The organism is Qipengyuania benthica (assembly GCF_030717865.1).
GTDB lineage: Bacteria > Pseudomonadota > Alphaproteobacteria > Sphingomonadales > Sphingomonadaceae > Qipengyuania > Qipengyuania benthica.
Map to the genome: position 1 here is coordinate 12,100 of NZ_JAVAIL010000005.1, position 20,353 is coordinate 32,452.

The following is a 20,353-nucleotide window of genomic DNA, read 5'->3' on the forward strand; positions in this document are numbered from 1 at the left end:
GTTTCATCCTCACCTTGGGTAAATTAGTAAGTCATCGACTTCTTGAGCAGATCTGGATCCGAAAGGTCCTTTGCTGCCAAGATCTCGCAAATGCGTGTATCGGCGTCCGAACCGCCAAAGACATTCACTAGTCCCGCAGGATCAAACTTTTCGGCGAGATCAATCGCGCAGGCGATGCTTGCTGGCTCGTAGCTTGCATCAAAGACATTAGCGCTGCGGAGGCGCTCGGCCTGTCGATCTCCAATGTTCACGACAGGCGTCTGCAACGTGGCCGCCTCGACGATCCCGCTTGACGAGTTTCCGATAAGAAAGCGGGCATGGCGCAAGGCAGAGACATAGTCAGACCGTGGCATATGCTCGATTTTAATTAGCCGCTTCGTCGAGGTTTGCCTATCAATCTCTCGGCGAATTGCATCCGTACCGTAATCGGCGTTAGGAAGCAGCGCTACCACTTGAAGATCGGTTTTCTCGAGAGCGGCAAAAATCGCGCGCCACTGATCGCCAGCGCTCTGTGCATCCTGCACGACAGGATGGTGAAGCAACAGCGCGTAAGGCCTAGCGGGATCGAATCCATATTTTCTCGCAAGCTCGCCTAGGTCGGTCGTTGCACAATCGAGCAACCCCGCAAGGCCCGGTGCGCCGACCCTATGAACCTGCCCTGGTTGCTCGCCCAGCCCAATCACTCGCCTTCTGCCGTCCTCTGTGCTTACCAAATGAACGTGCGCAAGCTTGGTGATTGCGTGGCGGATGGATTCGTCAACAGAACCCGAGCGCTCTCCCCCAGCGATGTGAATGACCGGTACGCTCGCGTAGAGTGCCGCGATCGCCGCCGAAAGCATCTCTCCCCGATCGCCAAGCAGAATAATGCCATCTCGCGGACGTTCTGCAAAATAATTCGCCATCGCGCTGGTAATTATACCTGCTGCGACCCCCATTCCGCGCGAACTATCTTCGTCAATCGGCACGTCAATTCGAAGGGCAACCCGGAGACCCGACGCAGTGACTTCACGCTCGGTTCTGCCGAAACGATCAGATAAGTGCATGCCGGTAACCACCAGTTCGAGATCGAACTGGTCGGAGGAGGCAATCCGTTTTAGAGTTCTTTCCATCAAGCCAAAATCAGCTCGTGTCCCGGAAAGATAGGTCAACCGCTTCATCTTAGCTATTCCAAATCGCCTGCCATCAACTGCTGGCCCTTGGCAATGTCCCGCGCGGCGCTGGCAGCGAAAATCCGATCCGCATCCTCAGGGGGGATACCACCCGCAGGTCTGAGGAAGTGAACGTTGTTCTCGGTAAGTGCATCACCGCTTGCGATAGGCTGCGATGCAAAAGCGCTGCGGCGAACCAGCTCACGTGTCGCCAATTCACTCGGCATCGGGGCCTTGACCCCATCGCCCATAGCGCATTCGACCGCGCGGATCGAAGTGATCATTTGGCTAAGCTCTTCAGGGCTAAGCGATGCGGCATGGTCCGGCCCGAAAGCGGCTTTGTCGATTGTGAAGTGTTTTTCTATGACTGTGGCTCCGCGCGCTACTGCGGCGATAGAGATTGTCGTGCCAACCGTGTGATCCGAATAGCCTACTGGCAGTTCCAGCTCTCTGTGCAACGTATCCATCGCGCGCAAGTTCACGGCATTGGGCGCGGCGGGGTAGTCCGAAGTGCAGTGAAGCACCACGAGATCCCCTTTGCGCTCCGAATAGCCGACTTGCTCGCGCGCTTGGCGAATCCAACCAACTGCGCGCCGCACTTCTTCTAGCGTCCCCATTCCGGTCGACAGGATGATCGGGAGACCCCGGCGTGCGACATTGCGCAATAACGGCAAGTTGACCAGCTCGCCGGAAGCGACTTTGATCCTCTTCATTCCGATCTCAATAAGCAAATCGATCGCCCAAGGCGAAAAAGGCGTCGACATGAATTCTATGCCGCACTCACGGCACTTGTCGGCGATCCGCCGATGCGCAGCTTCGTCCAGCTGGAGAGCGCGGATCATCTCGTACTGGCTTCCTTCGCCGGTTTGGCGACGCTGATAATCTGCCTTTGCGGCATCTATCGTGACTACCTCATCGGCGCGAAAGGTCTGGAACTTTACAGCATCGGCGCCAGCATTAGCGGCGATCTCAACCAGCTTCAGCGCCTTTTCGGGCGAACCATCGTGATTAACGCCAGCCTCAGCGATCACGAAAACCGGTGGCTCAGCGTTTTTGGGGCTCGTCACAGTTATTCTCCAGCAGAAGTTCGGCAAAAGCGAAGTCGATTGCCCTGTCGATATCCACGGCTCGTTCTGCCGGGACGAAATGGAGCCTGGTGCGGCCGCCCAGCACTCCCTTAAAGAGACTATTGCGATGCCAACAGTAGACCGAGCCCGTAAGGCGGAAGACCTCGGGTGCTTGCTGCCTAGCGACAAAATTGCCTTTCTTAGAAAGGCCGGCCAAACCGTTTTCGTCTAGTTCGACTAGGCTGTAATAGGGATTTGCGTCGGACAGCGTCGCCGTGGTTGCGCAGTCCGTCTGCGAATCGAGCTTGTTGAGGCAACCGCTGATATCTCCTTTTGTGCGAAGCGGCGAAGTCGGCTGCAGGTCAACAATCCGGGTCACCGTGCGGCCCTGCGCCTCGAGATATCTGACTAAGTGCTCAATCGCCGGAAGCTTGCCAGCGTCGGCCGTCGAAAGCTCCGCTGGACGTAAAAAGGGTACGTCAGCCCCGGCTTTCCGAGCAATCTCCGCGATTTCTTCACTGTCAGTAGAGACGTGGACGCTGTCTATTTCCGGATGAGCCAGAGCGTGACCAATCGTATGAGTGATTAGCGGTTTGCCCAACAGCGGCCGGATGTTTTTGCCTGGAAGTCCCTGCGATCCGCCGCGGGCACATATAGTGCAAACCGTGGTCATAGCTTTCCCCAGCGTGTTTTGCGCCAACGTTGTTTCAGAACCACTTTTCGAGCCGTTCAAGGGCGCACCAGAAGCCCGCGCCACCGTCCTTGTGGCCCTGCCAGATTTCGGGAATGAAGCCTGCGTCTGGCGCTGTGCGGTCCAGCACATCAGCTACCATTGCGAAGTCCACGGTTCCTTCACCGATCTGCAAGCCTTCGCCATCGATTCCTTGCGCATCGACAATATGCAGGTGGCGGGTGAGCGGCCCAACCTTTTCGAGGAAGTCCTTGAAGCTGGTACGCTCGTGGGTTGCAGCAAGCGCCGAGTGCGAGATGTCAAGGCAGACCCGATAGCCATGCGCCCCGCAGAAATCTGCAATGTCATCGGCCGACATGAACAGGTTGTGATAGCGCTGCCCACCGAAGTGCCAAGGATAGGGCGGCATCGTTTGTGGGATAATCTCAACCCCTTCCTTTTCGAGCCCAGCAAGGGCAGCGGCGATCATCTCATACATCCGCGGCCGATCTGCGACCGGTAAAGGACCATCGGCGCTAAAACCGCCTGCATTGATTATGATCGGCGGCCGCTCGCAAGCGAAATGCGCGGCGAGAGTGCGCGTAACGTCAATTACTCGCTGCAGTTCGTCGATTGAACGCTGGCGATATTCCGGATCGTGCGAGCAAAGGTCCATCACATGGTCCCCGGCAAAAAGCTCTGGGCTATGGACAACGAGATCGACATCAAACCGCTCGCTCCCAAGAGCTTGTTCGACTTCGACCTCCAAATCCTTGTAGGAAAGATGGAACTCTACAAGGTCAAGATTGGTTGCAGCGGTCAAATTGCGCAGGTCGTGATACCGGACGGGCAAACCAAAAGGACGCTTGAAATCGTAATTGCGCGCAACCGCCTGGCTCTCGTCGAGGTCACTGGCGAAAAAGAAGTCGCCGGGCTCCATCAAGCGCTTCGCCTTCCGCCCAATTAGGTCCCTGCGCCGGTAGGGCTGGAGTCCTTGGCCTGGGCTACGTGACTCCAGATCGGCTTCTTGGATGGTCGCGCCCTTAGAAATTGGCCGAGCAGCGACTAGACTTTTTGCCAGCACCTCTCGGTTCATCATCTCCCCTTGGGTCACCATGCGTGGCTTGTCGGTCCCCAACGCTGCCTCGACGTCGCGGATCAAGCGCACCATCTCCTTAAATTCGCCCGGTAGAAGGCTGACGCGATGATCATTCCCCTCCATTGACCGATCAATCGTGAAATGTTTTTCCACAACCCTCGCACCGCGCGCCACCGCCGCGATGGGTACATGTATACCGCGTTCATGGCCCGAATAGCCGACCATCTTGTCGGCGTATTTTGCAAGGGTATCCATGTAAGCGAGGTTGATGTCCTTGAACGGGGCTGGGTAGGTCGAATTACAGTGGAGCAGCACAAACGAGGCGGCATGCGCTTTCAGGACTGCAACCGCGTCCTCGACTTCAGCTTGCGTCGACATCCCAGTCGAACAGATTAGTACTTTTCCTGTCTTCGCCATGGCCGAAACCAACTGATGGTTGGTGAGATCAGCTGACGCAAGTTTGTAGGCGGGCATGTCATAATTTTCGAGGATTTCGAGACTCGCCTGATCCCACGGCGTGCAAAGCGGTTGGATGCCCAGTTTTTTGCAGTAGTCGAATGCCTCGATCATCGCATCATTTGACAGCTGGAACTTGGACAGCAGATCAAGCGTGTATTGTGCACCCAGGTCGGCGCTTTGATCATCGGCGTCACCTTGATTTTTGTAGAGAGAACTCATGTCGCGCATCTGGAATTTTGCGCAGTCCGCACCGGCCTCTACAGCGAGCTCGATCAATTCCTTTGCAAGGTCAAGACTACCATTATGATTGTTACCGATTTCCGCAATAATGTAGCACGGCTCGCCCGGCCCGATAATCCGCCCGCCTATCGACATCGTGCCCGCGTCTTGCCAAGCGATCGCAGTCAGCCGGCCTTGCGCATCGACGATCGGAACGAATTCGACCCGTTCGGAGAAGCATTCCGCGATGCTGGCCTCGCTATGGCTTTCGCGCATGGCGGTAAAGTTTGTATTGGCGACTTCTAAAGCGGATGTTTCGGTGTCGAAGCGCCCCCCCTCGACTAGCCAGCGCCGCACGTCGCCATCGGTTAACACGCCTTCGAGTCTACCGGACTGCGAAATGCATAATACCGCGCCGCGTTTGTTTTTGTTGATTTTGCCAAGCGCCGTGATCACATCTTCTTCGGCAAGGACAACGAATGGCTTTAAATCATGATCGATAATCATTGGTTTAATGCTTCTTTCATGATGCTTTCAAGAACGACGAAGTCAGTCAGGGAATCGATTTCGAGTCCCTCCTTCTCGTTCATTTCAAATAGCATGATCTCTCCGCCAAGACGATTTTCCTGCTCCACAAGCACTTGGCGTTTCGTCAGATAAAGCGAACCCGTTTCGCGATAACGCCGGTCTTCAGGTTTGATGTCCTGCCGTCTCGGGCGATTACAATAATCGTAACTCGCCCGGACCGGATCGCGCTGCCACAAGAACGCGTGGCTCTCGACTACGCTCAAAAGGCTATCGGCGCCCGTCTCAACGAACTTCTCGAAAGCACGGTCGATCGTCCCCGATGTCCGGTATGGCGAAGTAGGTTGTAGCAGTAGGATTAGATCGTAAGCACCACGGTTGCGCTCCATCTCCGCCAATGCGTGGAGCATTACGGGCTCTGTCGCCGCGGTATCGCTCGCCAAATGGGAAGGCCGCAGGAACGGGACGAGCGCGCCCGAGGCTCGGGCAACATCTGCGATTTCGGGCGAGTCGGTGCTGACGAGAGTGTCGGTTACGAATGACGACTCAAGAGCTTGTTCAATAGACCAGGCGATAAGTGGCTTACCCGCTATCTCGCGGATATTTTTTCCTGGCAACCCCTTTGAATTGCCACGGGCTGGAATAATAGCCAGAGAACGCATCAATCGGATCCGTCGGCCACTCGATAGTTTTGGGCAGAACGCGCGGCTGGACGCCCGGCACGACGCAGCGTGACTTTGCTTAGCAGCGCGTTGGTCGATTGGTTGCCCGCCAAGGCTCGCAGGCGAAGTGATTGATATGGGCAATTTGCCGGAACCGTGAAACCAAGATTGACGAGGCCTTCTACGAACGGCGTCTGGTCGGACGCCACCGACAGTTCCTCGGCATCCTTCAGGCAGACGCGAGTCAGTTCGAGTGTGCCGCCAGAGCCTTGCAGATCATCGAGGGTAAACTGCAGCGCATAGTTGCCGGGATCAAGCCGTGTTAATATCTGTGCGACCTGACCCTGGCGGCCAGCATTGACAAATATCTCGGATACTGGCCCGGCAATATCGAGAAGGCGGGCACCGCTTTCCAGATTGTCAATCAGACGCCAATCGATGGGTGGAAAGGCCTGGTTGCCGAAGGCTGAAAAGTCCTGCGCGCTTGCAGAGTAAGCGCGATATGCGCGAAAGGCATCTGAATACTGACCAACCGTCGCCAAGCGATCGATAAGCTGCTGGCCATAGTCAGCCGAACGCGCCCTGGATTTCTCAGGCAAGGAGTCAACCAGTCGCGCGAACAGCGCGCCGGAAGTTTCGTTGGCTGTAGCGTGACGCGCGAAGCGCTCTGCCCAAATTGGATCTTTGGCCAATAATTCTCGTAGCAGCCGCTCTGCTTCCTTGTCGGTCGATGCTTGCAGAAGCAACGGGAACATTTGGGCATCTAATGCATCGGAAACGACAAGTGCGCGGTTGAGGTTTGCAAACGCGGCACGCGCATCACCGCCGAGAACTTGAATTTCAGCAAGCTGCGCAGCCACCCCGACGTCACGTCTAGAGACCTCCTTGCCGAGCAAAAGCAGATCGGTGCGCTTTGCTTCGTCTGTTTCTAAATATGCAAGTTGTCGCAATGCTGGACTGTTGAGGGGGGCCTCACGGATTCCGAGCAGAGCCAACCGCCGGATGCGCTGTATCGTAGCAGGAGACATGGCATTGGCCATATCCTGCATGCTTTGCGGTGGTGCGTCGCTGCTTCTGGCGCTCTGGATCTGCGCAGTCGCGCTGGCAATTTCCAGATCTGCCATCCGCGCAATAGAGCCCGGAGCATTGCCATAAACCCGCAAGACGAGCGCTGGCTGGGCTGTATCAAAGATTGCGGCTACAGAAACAGTGGCAGCAAAATATGCCGCTGCCAATGTCAGGGCTAACAGGAAGACACGCCAAAAATTAGAAAGTTTTGACCAGATAGTCTGTTCGCTGGAAAAGGTACGCGGATCAGGCATGCTTCGCATCGTTTTCAGAATGGTATTTGTATGAATAGTCATACCCATAGCCATAGGCTGAGGTGTCTTTGTCCAGCTTGGTGACAATCACACCGATGAGCGGCGCGTTCGCCGAACGAAGACGGTCGAGCGCTGCGTTGATACCTCTAACCGAAACCCCTCCGGCTTCGACTACAAAGACCACCGCTTGGACAACGCGACCAATGAGCGGCGCATCAGCCAGGCCGATCACGGGCGCGGAATCGACTATCACGTGATCGTACTCTTGCTCCAATTTCCTTACGAGTTTTTCGAAGCGATCGGTGCTGAACAATTCGGCGGCGCTCGGGACGGATGGGCCGGCGGGCATAAAATCGAGATTTTCGTTAATGGGCTTGATCAGCGCACTGATGTCTTCTTCTCCAGCAAGGAAATTGGAAACGCCGACGTCGCGGTCGGTGCGAAGAAGGGCATGCGCGGATGGGTTACGCAGGTCGCAATCGATCAAAATCACTCGGCGGTTAACCCGCGCCAAGACAGTAGCCAGCGCCAATGCACTCAAGCTTTTACCTTCGGCCGGCTGAGTGCTTGTAGTCATCATCGATTTGGGAACACCATGCGAGGTGGTGAAGGCCAAAGCAGAACGTATGGAAAAATATGCTTCGGAAAATTCTGTCTTTGGGTCGTTGAGCAAAGCAACCAAATCTTCTTCATCAGTGGCTTTCGGCACGCTCCCAAGGAGCGGCAAGCCCAAAAGAGCGCCGACCTTGGTGGGATCGTTAAGACCCTCGCGCGATTGCTCGAGCAAAAAGACTATGGCGACCGATACCAGGGCCCCGCCAAGCAACGATAGGAGAAGATTCAATAGCAGATTGGGCGAAGAGGGCTCCTGAGGAGGCTGGGCCTCATCGATGAGTGTAATATTATTTGCTGAAACGCCGGCGACGCCAATTTCTTTGTAGCGCTGTAATAAGCTGTCATAGAGTTGGCGGTTGGTATCCGCCTCGCGTTGAATGATATTGTACTGAATTGCATCACTGCGTTGGTCGAGCACCTCGCCGGAGAGAGCGTTCACTCGAGCCCGTAGTTGCGCTTCGCGTGAAGCGGCCGCTTTATAGCTTTGGGATTGTTCATCAGCGATGCGCCTCACTTCCCGCGCGATTGCGCGATCGAGTTCGTTGACCTGACCTTGAAGCGCGGCAGCTGTCGGGTATTCGGGCTCAAACTGGACGAGCAGATTAGCAAGCTCAGAAGCAGACCTCGCCCGTTGCTCTCGCAATCTTGCCAACGTTTCATTGCTCTGGACTGTACCGGTCATTTCTGCGCGAGATTGGGCTTCAATCCGCGCAGCTGTCGCCGACGCGAGTTCGGTATTAAGTGCTTCGAGACTGTCAGCAGCGAGCGTTCGCTCACGTATCTGCGCAGACGCGCCCCCACTTCCCCCGCCTCCAGAGTCGAGAGTCACAATGTTACGAGTGGTGGCATAGTCAACGAGTGCGCGTTCTGAGGCTTCCAATCTTTGACGTAATTCTTCCAGCCGCCCCTCGAGAAAATCGCGAGCTTCAGCGGTAGAACTAAACTTTCTGGCGATTGATTGCTCGACGAACTCCCGGGCCCAGGTGTTGGCGATCTGTGCAGAAAGCTCTGGATCGTAAGAGGAGTAAGTTATATTAATAAGAGATGAGCCTCGAATGGGCTCGATCGATACATTTTCGAGCAACGTCTCAATAACGACTTTCTCTCGGACAGCACTGGTACGGCGCAAATCTACACCAGGAGTTGCCTCACCAGAAGCCTCGGCTATGCTTTCTGGATCGATAGAGTGTGCGTCCCAAAAGTTTTCATTGCTGGCAAGACGCATGTTACGCATGACGCGTTCGGCGAGCGAGCGCGCCTCTAGTAGTGAGTACTGGGTCTGGTAGAATTCGAGATCGCGGCTAGCAGCTTCGGCTTCAACGCCCTGCATATTGGTGGCACTTTTTTGATCGCGACTAACCTCTATTTGAGTAGTTGCCGAATACACCGGGCGCATCAGTAGAGTTACAACAAGTGCTATCATGAGGAACGCGAGCATCACGCCGGCGATCACCCATTTGCGGCGGCGAGCAATCTCTAGATACTCGAGTAAAATAGGCGTGACAGTACCAGCCGATGTCGGGTCGGTTTGCTTCAGGCCGCCAGCAGGATAAGCATGTGCTGCCAGCTCAGTCGAAGGAGCTAATTTGTTCATTATTGCCAGTCTACTGTCTTTAAATTCAGTTGTTTTGCATTAGGGCGATAATTGGGGTGGTTAACAGCGGGGAGGCAGCAAGGATGTCGCGGAACATTCGGCGCGCACTTGAATCGCCTACGATTACGATGTCGCCAGCGTAGATGTCCGGGTCACGGTAGAGGCCCCGCCGGATTGCCCCAAGATTGTACAGAGCGGCATAGCGCTGTCCTTGCGTTTCGCGAAATACGACCACATCGTCAAGTTTGGCAAACTCGGTGACTCCCCCCGATGTGGCGATACCCTGCATGAGCGACATATTTCCGATTACCGGATAGAGGCCTGGCTTGATCACCTGTCCATCGATCGTCACAATTTGGCTGACTGTCTCTTCCAGATTCACGGTGACCTGGGGGTTGCGTATGAAACGCTCGCGCAATGCAATTTCGATTGCATCTTCTATTTGTGTCGGCGTTTTGCCCGCCGCCTCGAAGGACCCAATTAAAGGGAAGGAGGCGCGACCCGATGCGTCGACCTGCACTTCACGGGCCTGGAGGCCCTCAATTCCAAAAACATCGATTATCAGCTTGTCAAATGGTCCGACAAGGTATGGGCGGGCCGAGAACTCCCCCTCTACCCCGGGGGGGGCAAGTTCGCCATACGGTGTTGGCAAGGAGCTACCATCGACCACGACGAGCTCGCCGGTGCTTTCGAGCGGGGGCGTGCGACCGCACGCTGATAAAAACAGAGCCACGCTCAGAAGCGCACTGATCCGAAGGTTCGGCGAAAGTTTGTCCATACACTCTGCTCGTTCTAAATTAAGTTTCACCCGGCCATCTCAGGCTTGGGCCACTCGGCGCTCCGGCGAAGGCTGGCGAAAGCTTTGCCGGGCACTACCAGCAAACCACGCAACAGCAAGGGCAAAGACCACGGCTAACGATGGCGTACGGAGCGGGTAATCGTAAAGGCTAGCGATCATCAGAATGGCGATAACCGAAAGGCCAAGGCGCCGCCTTACGATAGCTGTGTCACTGCGCTCTGCCTTCAAAAGGCCAAAGCCACGCCGCAAAAACACAATCGCGGCCAGGGTCAAAAGGGCCACAGCGGGAACGCCACCCGTAAGGAGGATCTCCAAAAAGTCGTTATGCGCGTGGTTGATATATTGGGGCTGGAGTAACTCGGTCGGCTCACCAATTCTGTAAACCTCCTCAAAGCTACCGATGCCGCTACCATAAGGCAGAAAGTCCATAGCGAGACGAGCAATCGGGCCCCAAATTTGAAGGCGCAGCTCGTCGTCAGAGCTGCCGGTTCGCATCAATCGCTCGAGGGCGTTGCCACCCGTCATCATGAGGGTTGCTAGGGCGATCCCAGCGATCGCCAAAATTGCGCCGGACCAACGCGTATAAACCTTGATATCTCTCTTTCGCCTCTGTTGGGCCCCCTCCGGAGTGCGATATACCCAGACAGCTGCGGCAATACCGACCAAACCGAGCACTATTCCCGCGCGCGACTGGGTAACCAGTAGGAAGGGCAGCAGCAATATACCGATACCCACGGACAGCCATTGCCGAGCCCGGGCGAATTCCTTTGTGGTGGGGAAGAGTGAGGCAGAAGCGGCTACCAAAGGCAAGGCCAAAGCCAAGAGCATCGCATTATGGTTGCGGTTTGAGAAAAGGCCAACGGCCGAGCCGGAGTTGGTGACGTCGTATAAATAAAATATGTTGTTCGGACCACCTATGACTTGAAGAAGGCCAAAAATAGCGCTTACAAACGCAGCGATCATACATGCGTAGATCGTGAGATTGAGTTTTTTGGGTGATAGGGATAGCGCAATTAGGAGGGCTGCAAGGGGGACGCTGAGTGACAGCAGCGCATTAATAGTTCTATGCGGCACCAAGCTAAGCGGCCGCCAAAGTCCACTTGTGCCGACAGCGGTGTCGATGCGAACAACCAGTTCACGCCCAGGAAAGCTCTCCCAAATTTGGGGTGGTAGGGGGATGAGGTGTAGCGCGACCAGCCCCACCCACGCGGCTGCGAGCAGAAGGATTCCACGATTCTCCCGCCATGATTGGGCTGGCAAAGATACAAGAGCATATATTAACAACACAACCGCAAGCGGGCGCAAAATAATCAGTGACCAAACGTCTGCGCGTGAGGCACCACCAAGGGCAAACACAATGCCAATAAAAATCAGCAGGAGTTTTTCGGGAGAAACCAGGCGCATGAATTTGAACGAAGGCGCATTCATAGTCTTGGGGACTCCGATAGAATTTGGCGGGACGTTGATTCAAGAGAATTGACCGTTGCTTCTCGCCTTGCCTGAGCTTTAAGGCTGGGCACCACCCTTTCCAGCGCTCTCCGACACGCGTCTTCATCATTTGAACCTATGGCACGCTGAATGCTAAGCACGACATCGTGCAGCGTCGAAGTGTCGGGAAAGGTTTCGTTCGCCTTCATAATGCGTGGGTGCGAGGTGGCTCGCGCTTCAGACCCAATAAGGAGTTCCTCGTGTAATTTCTCACCCGCTCTTAAACCGGTTTCGACTATTTTTATGTCGCCCTCCTTCCCGTCTTCACAAATTGTCAAACCTGCTAATTTGATCATACTGCGCGCAAGGTCCCAGATCTTAACTGGCTGACCCATATCTAACAGGAATACCTCCCCGCCATCGGCCATACTTCCCGCCTGAATCACGAGTTGAGCGGCCTCCCTTATGGTCATGAAATACCGCGTAACCTCACGATGGGTGACGGTCACTGGCCCGCCAGCTTCAATCTGTCTCTGAAATGTCGGAACGACCGATCCGCTTGATCCGAGCACATTGCCAAATCGGACCATCGCAATGATCATGTCTCCAGGCTTTTTTGAGCGCGCGCCATCCTGCAGGATCATTTCGCACAACCGCTTGCTAGCGCCCATGACGTTCGGAGGGCGAACTGCCTTATCCGTGCTGATAAAAATAAATCGTTCTGGGCCAGAATTTTCCGCCGCACGGAGGAGGTTGCGGGTACCAAGCAAATTGTTCTGTAAACCAGAGAGCACGTTATCCTCTAACAACGGGACATGTTTATACGCAGCCGCATGGTAAATGGTTTGTGGAGAGAATTCTTCGAACAAGCGCTTGACGGCACGCTCATCGGCAATATTAACAAGTCTTGCAAATAATAGGGGCCTCTCGGAGACTGCTGAGATATCCAAGGCACGAGAAAGCTCCTCAAAAATCGCAAATAAAGCGTACTCTGTAGCCTCAACAAGGATAAGGGCTTTCGGCTGCGTCAGTAGGGCTTGACGACACAACTCGCTTCCAATCGACCCCCCGGCTCCGGTAATCATTACCACCTTGTCACGGACCGAAGTCTCCATCAACGCTGCGTCAGGCGCCACCGGTGGTCTGCCAAGCAAGTCATGTATCTGAACTGGCCGGAGAGCATCGCTCATAAGTCGACCATCGAATACATCGCGCACCGTAGGAAGTACTTGGACATTAACAGGATACGATTTGAGATTCTGAAGAATTTCGCGGCGTCTGCTAAAGCGTACGCGAGTAATCGCGAGGATGATATCGGTAATACCAAGCGCTGTGATCAAAGATTGCAGGTCGTCGGAAGAAAAAATTGGCGCTCGCTCTAACCGTTGATTCATTTTTGCTGGGTCGTCGTCTATGAATCCGATCAATCGCATTCCCTGCTCGCTACTGAGAGAGGTCGCGAGATGCTGCCCTGTGCTACCGGCTCCATAGATTAGAACCCGTCGGGGTTTTTCATGATTCGGCTGAGAGTGAAACAGATCAATCAGGATGTACCGACCGATAATTCGCGCAGTTATCGCAAAAACCCAAAATAGGATTGGAGCTAAGATCGGAATTGTGCGGGGCACTCCTGGATAGGTCCAGAGCCCGTAGATCAAAATCAATGGTACTGAGGCTATCGAAACTGCGAGTGTCAAGGCCACCATTGTGCCACGCCCACTGTAACGAAAGATTGAGTGATAAATCTTTTGGTAAAGTGCTACCGGGAACCAGACCACGAGCATTGTCAGAGCAAAACGCTGCGCAGGCCAATCGAATAAATTCCATTCGCCCAAACGAAGTGCAAATGCACTCCAAACAGAAAATAGAATTAAGACTGTATCGGCAAGCGACACGACGAGCTGTTTCAGCCACCGTGGCCAAGTCAATACGAGTGAAGCTCGCATTATCGCTGGTTGAAAAAAATTAAGGAGGGTTAACTCTATACCTAGAGGTCGACGCGCAAATTGGCGGTCCGATCTTCGCTTTTTTTCCATATACTCATCCAGCTCATCTAATGTGAAACGTCGCGCGCGGCAAAAACGCGTCGAACAGTCTTGGCGATGATTAGTAGATCGAGAAAAAATCCGCGGCGCTTAAAGTACTCAGCCTCGTAGGCGATTTTCTCGTGTAATTCCAGTGAGTCCCGGCCGTAGACTTGTGCCAGCCCTGTGACGCCTGGCCGAAGCCGGTGGATGCCAAAGGCGCACCGCATCTCCATGAGATCTGCCTGGTTAAAAAGTGCAGGCCTAGGTCCGACAAGGCTCATATCGCCTTTTAGCACACTCCACAGTTGCGGTAATTCGTCCAAACTCGTTTTGCGCAGAAACGGTCCGAGGCCGGTTAAATGTAGCTCTGAGTTCTTGAGAAGGTGGGTCGCCACTTGAGGGGCGTCTAATCGCATTGAGCGAAACTTGGGCATAGCGAAAAGCCGTCCATTCGCTCCGAAGCGTTGTGACCAGAAGATCGCGGGTCCCGTCGATTCAAGCCTGATCGCCAAAGCTATCGCGAGCATGAGCGGCGAGAGAAGCAGCAGTGCAGGAAGCGACAGCGCAATATCGAACGTCCGCTTGATCATCGAGCGTGCGCCATAGTGAGGGCTAGTCCTTTGTCCATCGGAAAGGGGGCTCTCCAGTTGAATAGCGACGAAAAACGATCCCCACGATATGCGGCACTACCAAGAAAGCTCGACCAACGGTTTCCAAGGACCAATTTCGCGCCCGCAGCCACGAGCGGTCGTGGAGCATTCAACACACGGTCGTTATAGCCCGAGAGGTTCAGCAGTTTCCGATAAAGATCGGCCGTGGAAATTGGTGGACTGTCTGTGACGATTAGCGGACCAGTGGCGTCGCCTGCGAGCGCCGCAGCAATTGCATCGGTCAAATTGCCCACGAAGATGAAGCTTCGGGAGTTTTCAAACCGGCCTATCGGTAAGGGAACGCCAACTCTAGCCGCGCGTGCGAGCAATGCAAACCAGGCCCCAACACCGGGGCCATAAACAGCTGGCGGCCGCAGTGAAACGGTGGAGAATGCCGGTGATCGCATGTTCTCAAGAGCTTGGTCTGCGGCTAGTTTCGAGCGGCCGTATGGCAAAGCTGGCTGTGGTGGGGTTGTATCGTCGACCAGTTCGTTTGTCGTCGTAGTGGACGTGAGCGCCGCTACGGAGCTAAGCTGAACGAACCGCCTCGCACCCACTCGGCTGGCAGCATCGGCCATGGCAATAGCGAGTTCGTAATTGACCTTCATGTAAGCGGCCTCGGCGACTTGTGGCGCTTCTTTATCCAAAACATGGACACGCGCGGCGCAGTTCACCACCGCGTCGCAGCCGGCGAAAAGAGGTTCAAGTTCAGCCTCGAGTAGGTTTCCCGCTCCAATTGTTTGTTCGCTACCTAAAACATTAGCGTGGCCACTGCGGACGATGGCTCGTACGCAAAAGCCTTTCTCGGCCAAACTCGCGACCACCGCCTGCCCAACAAATCCAGCGGCGCCTGTAACTGCTACATGCTGAATCATTTCAATCCAGCGCGATATCCGGTGCGTCTTCCTGCTTCATGCCCACGACGTGATAGCCGCCGTCGACATGATGGACCTCGCCGGTCACCCCCGACGACAGGTCCGAGAGGAAATAGAGCCCCGAGCCGCCGACGTCTTCGATGGTGACGTTGCGGCGCATCGGCGAATTGAGCTCGTTCCAGCGCAGGATGTAGCGAAAATCGCCGATCCCGCTCGCCGCGAGGGTCTTGATCGGACCGGCGCTGATCGCATTCACGCGGATGTTTTCGGGCCCGAGATCGTTGGCCAGATACTGGACGCTCGATTCCAGCGCCGCCTTGGCCACCCCCATCACGTTGTAATGCGGGATGACCTTTTCGGCGCCGTAATAGGTCAGCGTCAGGATCGAACCGCCCGCGGGCATCATCGCACGCGCGCGCTTGGCGACCGCCACCAGCGAATAGGCCGAGATGTTCATCGTCATCAGAAAATTGTCGAGACTGGTGTCGACGTATTTTCCGCGCAGCTCGGCCTTGTCGGAAAAGCCGATCGCATGGACGACGAAATCGATCGTGTCCCAGCGCGCCTTGAGCGTCGCAAAGGCTTCGTCGAGCGCATCCATGTCGGAAACGTCGCATTCGAAGGTGAAGTCGCTGCCCAATTGCTCCGCCAGCGGACCGACGCGCTTCTTGAGCGCTTCGCCCTGATAGGAAAACGCCAGCTCGGCGCCCTGTTCGCTCAGGCGCTTGGCGATCCCCCAGGCCAGCGATTTGTCGTTGGCGAGGCCCATGATCAGCCCGCGTTTGCCTGCCATCAATCCGCTCATTCGGCGTTCCCTTCGAGTGTTGTGTCGTCCTGCTGCACGGTCTCGGCCGAGCCGGTCTTGGTGAATTCTTCCTCGGGCGTCTCGGCCATGGCGGCGTTGAGTTCCGCGCCGATGACCACGCCCAGCCCCACCAGCCAGAAAAAGAACAGTGCGACCATGATCCCGGCCAGGCTGCCATAGGTGAGATCGTAGGTGAAGAAACTGCGCAGGACGATCGGCATCAGCGTCGCGACCAGGATCCACCAGATCGTCGTCAGCAGCACGCCCGGCCATTTGGGATAGCGTCTGGCGCGGTAGTGCGACGGGGTGAGCGTGTAGAAGATCAGATAGAGCGAACCGAACAGGCCCAGCGCAGGGATGATCCGGGTCAGTCGCAGATCGCTGACCCGATCGATCAATTGCGGGAAATAGGCTTCGATCACCTGCTGCGCGGCGCCGATCAGGAATTGCGCGATGAGCGACAGCATCAGCAGCACGACCGCGCCGATGATCACGCCTGCCGAGAGCAGGCGGTATTTCCAGAAGGCATGGGTCATCCCGGTGCCGTAGGCGCGCCGCAGGATGTCGCGGATCGTCTCGACCAGACTGCCCACGGTCCACAGCGCGACCAGCGCACCGGCCCACAGCAGCCAGCCGCTGCGTGCCGCGATGACATCGCGCGCCACCGGTTCGATCACATTTCCCACCACCGGCGGAAGCGCGACCAGTACGGCGTTGATGCTGGCGGCGCGTTCGCTCTCCTCGCCCACCAGCGAGAACAGCGCCGCGCCCAGGATGAAGAAGGGAAAGATCGAGAAGATCGACAGATAGGCGAGATTGCCGGCGTGGATGAAACCGTCGTTGAAGGTGCCCAGCGCGGTGCGCTTCATCACCTCCCATGCTTTCGTTCCGGGCCCGATCTGGCGCACGACCCGCCCCCGCAGCGTGAGCGCCTGCTGGCGGCGCGCCTCGGGAGAGAGCGATGCGACCTCGCGCTCCTCGGGCTGCGGCAGGGGTTTCCTGGCCAAGCGCTACACCCCGAGCTTGGCCCGGGGATCGCTGTCGTCCTTCCATCCCTCGAGCCGCTGTGCGAGCGGGCCGAGGTCCTCGGGCAACTGAATTTCGAGCGTGACCAGCTGGTCGCCGCGCGCGCCGGATTTTTTCGAGAAGCCCTTGCCCTTGAGCCGCAGCACCGTGCCGCCGTCGGTTCCGGGCTTGATCGTCATCATCACCGGCCCGTCGACCGTGGGAACGCGGACCTTGCCGCCGTTGACCGCCTCGTCGAGCGTGATCGGCAGATCGCAGCGGACATCGTCGCCCTCGCGCCTGAAAAGGGGATGCTTTTCGATTTCGATCGTCACCAGCCCGTCGCCCGCGCCGCCGGGGCCCGCCTCGCCCTTGCCCTTGAGCCGCATCTGGGTGCCGCTCTCGACCCCCTTGGGCAGTTTGAGATCGATGGTCTTGCCATCGGACAGCGTGATGCGCTGATCCTTGAGGCTCGCCGCATCGACGAAGGGTACGCGCAGGCGGTAGCCGATATCGGCGCCCTTGCGCGGCGGTGCCTGCTGGCTGCGGCGCGCCCCTCCGAAACCGGCGCCGGTGGTCCGCCCGCCGCCGAACAGCCCCTCGAACAGATCGCTCAGATCGACGTCTTCCGCGCCGCCGCGCTGGAAATCCTCGGGCCGATAGCCGCCCTGGCCGCGCGACTGTCCGCGCGATCCGAAGCCGCCGCCGCCGCCCATCCCGGCGAAGGGATGGGTGGGGTTGCCTTCCATGTCGATCTCGCCGCGGTCGTATTGGGCGCGCTTGGCCTTGTCCGACAGCAGATCATAGGCCTTGGTCGCATCCGAGAAGCGGTCGGCGGCCTCGGGGTTGCCGGTGTTGCGGTCGGGGTGGAGCTCCTTGGCGAGCGTGCGATAGGCGCTCTTGATGTCCTTTTCGGACGCGGTGCGGGGGACGCCAAGGGTGGAATAGGGATCGGCCATGGCGTGTTAGCTAGGTGGAGCGGTGTGCAAGGGCAAGCACGATGGCTTTGCCAATGCGGGCGAGGGCGTTAGGGCGTCGTCTCATGGACAACAAAAGCGCCATTCCGCAAAGCGATCCTTTCGATCTGTTCGAGACCTGGTTTGCCGAAGCCCGCGCGAGCGAGCCCAATGATTCGAACGCGATGGCGCTCGCCACCGCGACTCCTTCGGGTGCGCCCTCGCTCAGGATGGTGCTGCTCAAGGGGCATGGGCCGGGCGGCTTCACCTTCTTCACCAATGCCCAGAGCCGCAAGGGCGAGGAAATCCGCGCCAATATGCAGGCGGCGCTGCTGTTCCACTGGAAGAGCCTGCGCCGCCAGATCCGGATCGAGGGGCCGCTCGAGGAAGTGAGCGCCGCCGAGGCGGATGCCTATTTCCATTCGCGCCCGCGGGTGTCGCAAATCGGCTCGGCGGCTTCGGATCAGTCGCGCCCGCTGGATGAGCGCGCCTCCTATTTCGCGCGGGTCGAGGCGCTCGCCGAGCAATATCCCGAGGGCGATATCCCCCGTCCCGCCCATTGGACCGGCTTCCGCCTCGCCCCGCAGCGAATTGAGTTCTGGCTCGACCGCCCCAACCGCCTGCACGACCGCCGCCTGTTCGTCCGTGCGGGCGAGGGGTGGACGGACACGCTGCTTTATCCATGAAGCGCTCAACGCTCGCCCGCTCCGCCGCCTTCGCCTCGATCGCGGTGGCGGTATTGCTGGTCGCGCTCAAGACCTGGGCGAGCTGGCGCACCGGCTCGACCGCGATGCTCGGCAGCCTCGCCGATTCGGCGCTCGATCTGGTTGCCAGCCTCGCGACGCTGGTCGGGGTGTGGTTCGCCGCGCAGCCCGCCGACCGCGAGCATCGCTTCGGGCACGGCAAGGCCGAGGCGCTGGCAGCGATGGTGCAGGTGGTGCTGATCGCGCTGTCGGCCTCGGCGATCATCTTTCGCGCCGCGATGCGGCTGGTCGAGGGCGGCGCGACCGCGGGCGCAGAGGAAGGGATTGCAGTCTCGCTGGTCGCGATGGTCGCCACCTTCGCACTGCTCGCTTGGCAGCGCGTGGTGATCGCGCGCACCGGCTCGGTCGCGATCCGCGCCGATCACGTCCATTACCAGTCCGACCTGCTGCTCAATCTTGCGGTGATCGCCGCGCTGGTGCTCGACCAATACGCCGGTCTCGCGTTGGCCGACCCGCTGTTCGGCCTGGCGATCGGCGCCTGGCTGCTGTGGGGCGCCTGGTCGGCGGCGACGAGCGCGGTGGATCAATTGCTCGACCGCGAATGGCCCGACGAGAAGCGGGCGGCCTTCGTCGCGGCCGCGGCGCGCCATCCCGAACTCTCCAACCTCCACGATCTGCGCACCCGCACCAGCGGGACGCAGGATTTCGTCCAGTTCCACGTCGATCTGCCCGGGAGCATGACGGTGGAGCAGGCGCATGACGTGATCGAGCGGGTCGAGGCGGATCTGTGCACCCGCTTCCCCGAGATGGAGTTGCTGATCCATATCGACCCCGAGGGCCATGTGGACGATCCGGGCAATCCGCTGGTCGAGGAAGACGAATTCAAACGGCTCGCAGGAGAGACCCCATGACCACACTGCCCTATTGGCACGTGGACGCCTTCGCCGACCGTCCCTTCGCGGGCAATCAGGCGGCGGTGATGCCGCTCGGCGGGTGGCTGCCCGACGCTGTGCTCCAGGCGATCGCCGAGGAGAACGCTTTCGCCGAGACCGCCTTCGTGGTCCGCGACCGAAGCGATGGGGCGGGTTGGGAATTGCGCTGGTTCACTCCGACCAGCGAGGTGAAGCTGTGCGGCCATGCGACGCTGGCGAGCGGACATGTCCTGCTGACGCGCGACGGCGGCGACGAGGTGAGCTTCCGCACCCGTCATGCCGGCACGCTCCACGTCCGCCGCCAGGGGTCGGGTTACGAACTTTCGCTGCCGGTCAGCCCGGTGGAGCAACTGCCGGTGCCCGGCCTGCTAGAGGCGCTCGGGATCGACGCGCCGGTGTTCGACACCGTGGCGGGCACCGAGGAGACCGCAATCATCCTGCTTGAATCCGAAGCGCAGCTACGCGCGATGGCACCCGATATGCGCGCGCTCGAGAAGATCGACCGGATGGCGATCTGCACCGCGCCCGGCGAAACCGCCGATGTCGTCAGCCGGGTGTTCGTGCCCGCCTGGGGGGTGCCCGAGGACAGCGTGACCGGTTCGGCGCATGCGGTGCTGGCACCGTTCTGGGCCGCGCGGCTGGGGCGCGACAGCTTCACCGCGCATCAGGCTTCGCGGCGCGGCGGCGATCTCACCTGTCGGCTCGAAGGCGACCGGGTCTGGCTCGGCGGACCCTGCGTGACGGTCGTCGAGGGCAGTTTCCTGCTGCCCGATTGAGCCGGCAAACCGCGCC

General features: G+C 57.9%; 18 protein-coding genes. 3 read left to right on the forward strand and 15 right to left on the reverse strand.

From position 1 onward, the window contains the following. Nucleotides 1-23 precede the first annotated feature (23 nt). From neuC to Q9K01_RS13245, 15 genes are all read right to left on the reverse strand, one after another. A complete protein-coding gene (gene neuC, locus Q9K01_RS13175) occupies nt 24-1,157 on the reverse strand; it encodes a UDP-N-acetylglucosamine 2-epimerase (protein WP_305930587.1) in 1,134 nt (377 codons plus the stop codon). Between the two features lie 5 nt (nt 1,158-1,162). After that, entirely contained in the window at nt 1,163-2,215 is a 1,053-nt protein-coding gene (neuB, locus tag Q9K01_RS13180) for an N-acetylneuraminate synthase (RefSeq protein WP_305930588.1), read from the reverse strand. Continuing rightward, the gene (locus Q9K01_RS13185) at nt 2,193-2,888 is read right to left on the reverse strand and encodes an acylneuraminate cytidylyltransferase family protein (RefSeq protein WP_305930751.1); all 696 of its coding nucleotides are present in this window, start codon (nt 2,886-2,888) and stop codon (nt 2,193-2,195) included. Before Q9K01_RS13185 ends, neuB begins: the two co-directional genes overlap by 23 nt. A 34-nt stretch (nt 2,889-2,922) precedes the next feature. Continuing rightward, entirely contained in the window at nt 2,923-5,169 is a 2,247-nt protein-coding gene (locus Q9K01_RS13190; protein WP_305930589.1) for an N-acetylneuraminate synthase family protein, read from the reverse strand. After that, entirely contained in the window at nt 5,166-5,849 is a 684-nt protein-coding gene (locus Q9K01_RS13195) for an acylneuraminate cytidylyltransferase family protein (RefSeq protein WP_305930590.1), read from the reverse strand. Before Q9K01_RS13195 ends, Q9K01_RS13190 begins: the two co-directional genes overlap by 4 nt. Beyond that, nucleotides 5,849-7,213 (reverse strand): tetratricopeptide repeat protein, encoded by a 1,365-nt coding sequence (locus tag Q9K01_RS13200; protein ID WP_305930591.1) that lies wholly within the window; start codon nt 7,211-7,213, stop codon nt 5,849-5,851. Before Q9K01_RS13200 ends, Q9K01_RS13195 begins: the two co-directional genes overlap by 1 nt. Beyond that, nucleotides 7,164-9,380, reverse strand: a complete 2,217-nt coding sequence (locus Q9K01_RS13205) for a GumC family protein (protein ID WP_305930592.1) — start codon at nt 9,378-9,380, stop codon at nt 7,164-7,166. Before Q9K01_RS13205 ends, Q9K01_RS13200 begins: the two co-directional genes overlap by 50 nt. 25 nt (nt 9,381-9,405) lie before the next feature. Further along, nucleotides 9,406-10,158, reverse strand: a complete 753-nt coding sequence (locus tag Q9K01_RS13210; protein ID WP_305930593.1) for a polysaccharide biosynthesis/export family protein — start codon at nt 10,156-10,158, stop codon at nt 9,406-9,408. Nucleotides 10,159-10,197: 39 nt separating this feature from the next. Then, nucleotides 10,198-11,607 carry an O-antigen ligase family protein gene (locus tag Q9K01_RS13215; protein ID WP_305930594.1) on the reverse strand — a complete coding sequence of 470 codons (1,410 nt, stop codon included), beginning with the start codon at nt 11,605-11,607 and terminating at the stop codon, nt 10,198-10,200. After that, nucleotides 11,604-13,502, reverse strand: a complete 1,899-nt coding sequence (locus Q9K01_RS13220; protein ID WP_305930595.1) for a polysaccharide biosynthesis protein — start codon at nt 13,500-13,502, stop codon at nt 11,604-11,606. Before Q9K01_RS13220 ends, Q9K01_RS13215 begins: the two co-directional genes overlap by 4 nt. 158 nt (nt 13,503-13,660) lie before the next feature. Next, entirely contained in the window at nt 13,661-14,224 is a 564-nt protein-coding gene (locus Q9K01_RS13225; protein ID WP_305930596.1) for a sugar transferase, read from the reverse strand. Beyond that, entirely contained in the window at nt 14,221-15,159 is a 939-nt protein-coding gene (locus tag Q9K01_RS13230) for an NAD-dependent epimerase/dehydratase family protein (RefSeq protein WP_305930597.1), read from the reverse strand. Before Q9K01_RS13230 ends, Q9K01_RS13225 begins: the two co-directional genes overlap by 4 nt. A 1-nt stretch (nt 15,160) precedes the next feature. Further along, nucleotides 15,161-15,964, reverse strand: a complete 804-nt coding sequence (gene fabI, locus Q9K01_RS13235; RefSeq protein WP_305930598.1) for an enoyl-ACP reductase FabI — start codon at nt 15,962-15,964, stop codon at nt 15,161-15,163. Beyond that, nucleotides 15,961-16,971 (reverse strand): YihY/virulence factor BrkB family protein, encoded by a 1,011-nt coding sequence (locus Q9K01_RS13240; protein ID WP_305930599.1) that lies wholly within the window; start codon nt 16,969-16,971, stop codon nt 15,961-15,963. Before Q9K01_RS13240 ends, fabI begins: the two co-directional genes overlap by 4 nt. A 3-nt stretch (nt 16,972-16,974) precedes the next feature. Further along, nucleotides 16,975-17,928, reverse strand: a complete 954-nt coding sequence (locus Q9K01_RS13245; protein ID WP_305930600.1) for a DnaJ C-terminal domain-containing protein — start codon at nt 17,926-17,928, stop codon at nt 16,975-16,977. Between the two features lie 83 nt (nt 17,929-18,011). On the opposite strand from Q9K01_RS13245, the gene pdxH reads away from it, so the two are divergent. From pdxH to Q9K01_RS13260, 3 genes are read left to right on the forward strand one after another with little or no spacing between them, the layout of a single operon-like run. Further along, nucleotides 18,012-18,611 carry a pyridoxamine 5'-phosphate oxidase gene (pdxH, locus tag Q9K01_RS13250; RefSeq protein WP_305930601.1) on the forward strand — a complete coding sequence of 200 codons (600 nt, stop codon included), beginning with the start codon at nt 18,012-18,014 and terminating at the stop codon, nt 18,609-18,611. Beyond that, nucleotides 18,608-19,540 carry a cation diffusion facilitator family transporter gene (locus Q9K01_RS13255; protein ID WP_305930602.1) on the forward strand — a complete coding sequence of 311 codons (933 nt, stop codon included), beginning with the start codon at nt 18,608-18,610 and terminating at the stop codon, nt 19,538-19,540. Before pdxH ends, Q9K01_RS13255 begins: the two co-directional genes overlap by 4 nt. Continuing rightward, on the forward strand, nt 19,537-20,337 hold the full coding sequence (locus Q9K01_RS13260; protein WP_305930603.1) for a PhzF family phenazine biosynthesis protein: 801 nt from the start codon (nt 19,537-19,539) through the stop codon (nt 20,335-20,337). The genes Q9K01_RS13255 and Q9K01_RS13260 overlap by 4 nt, the downstream gene beginning before the upstream one ends. Nucleotides 20,338-20,353: the final 16 nt, after the last annotated feature.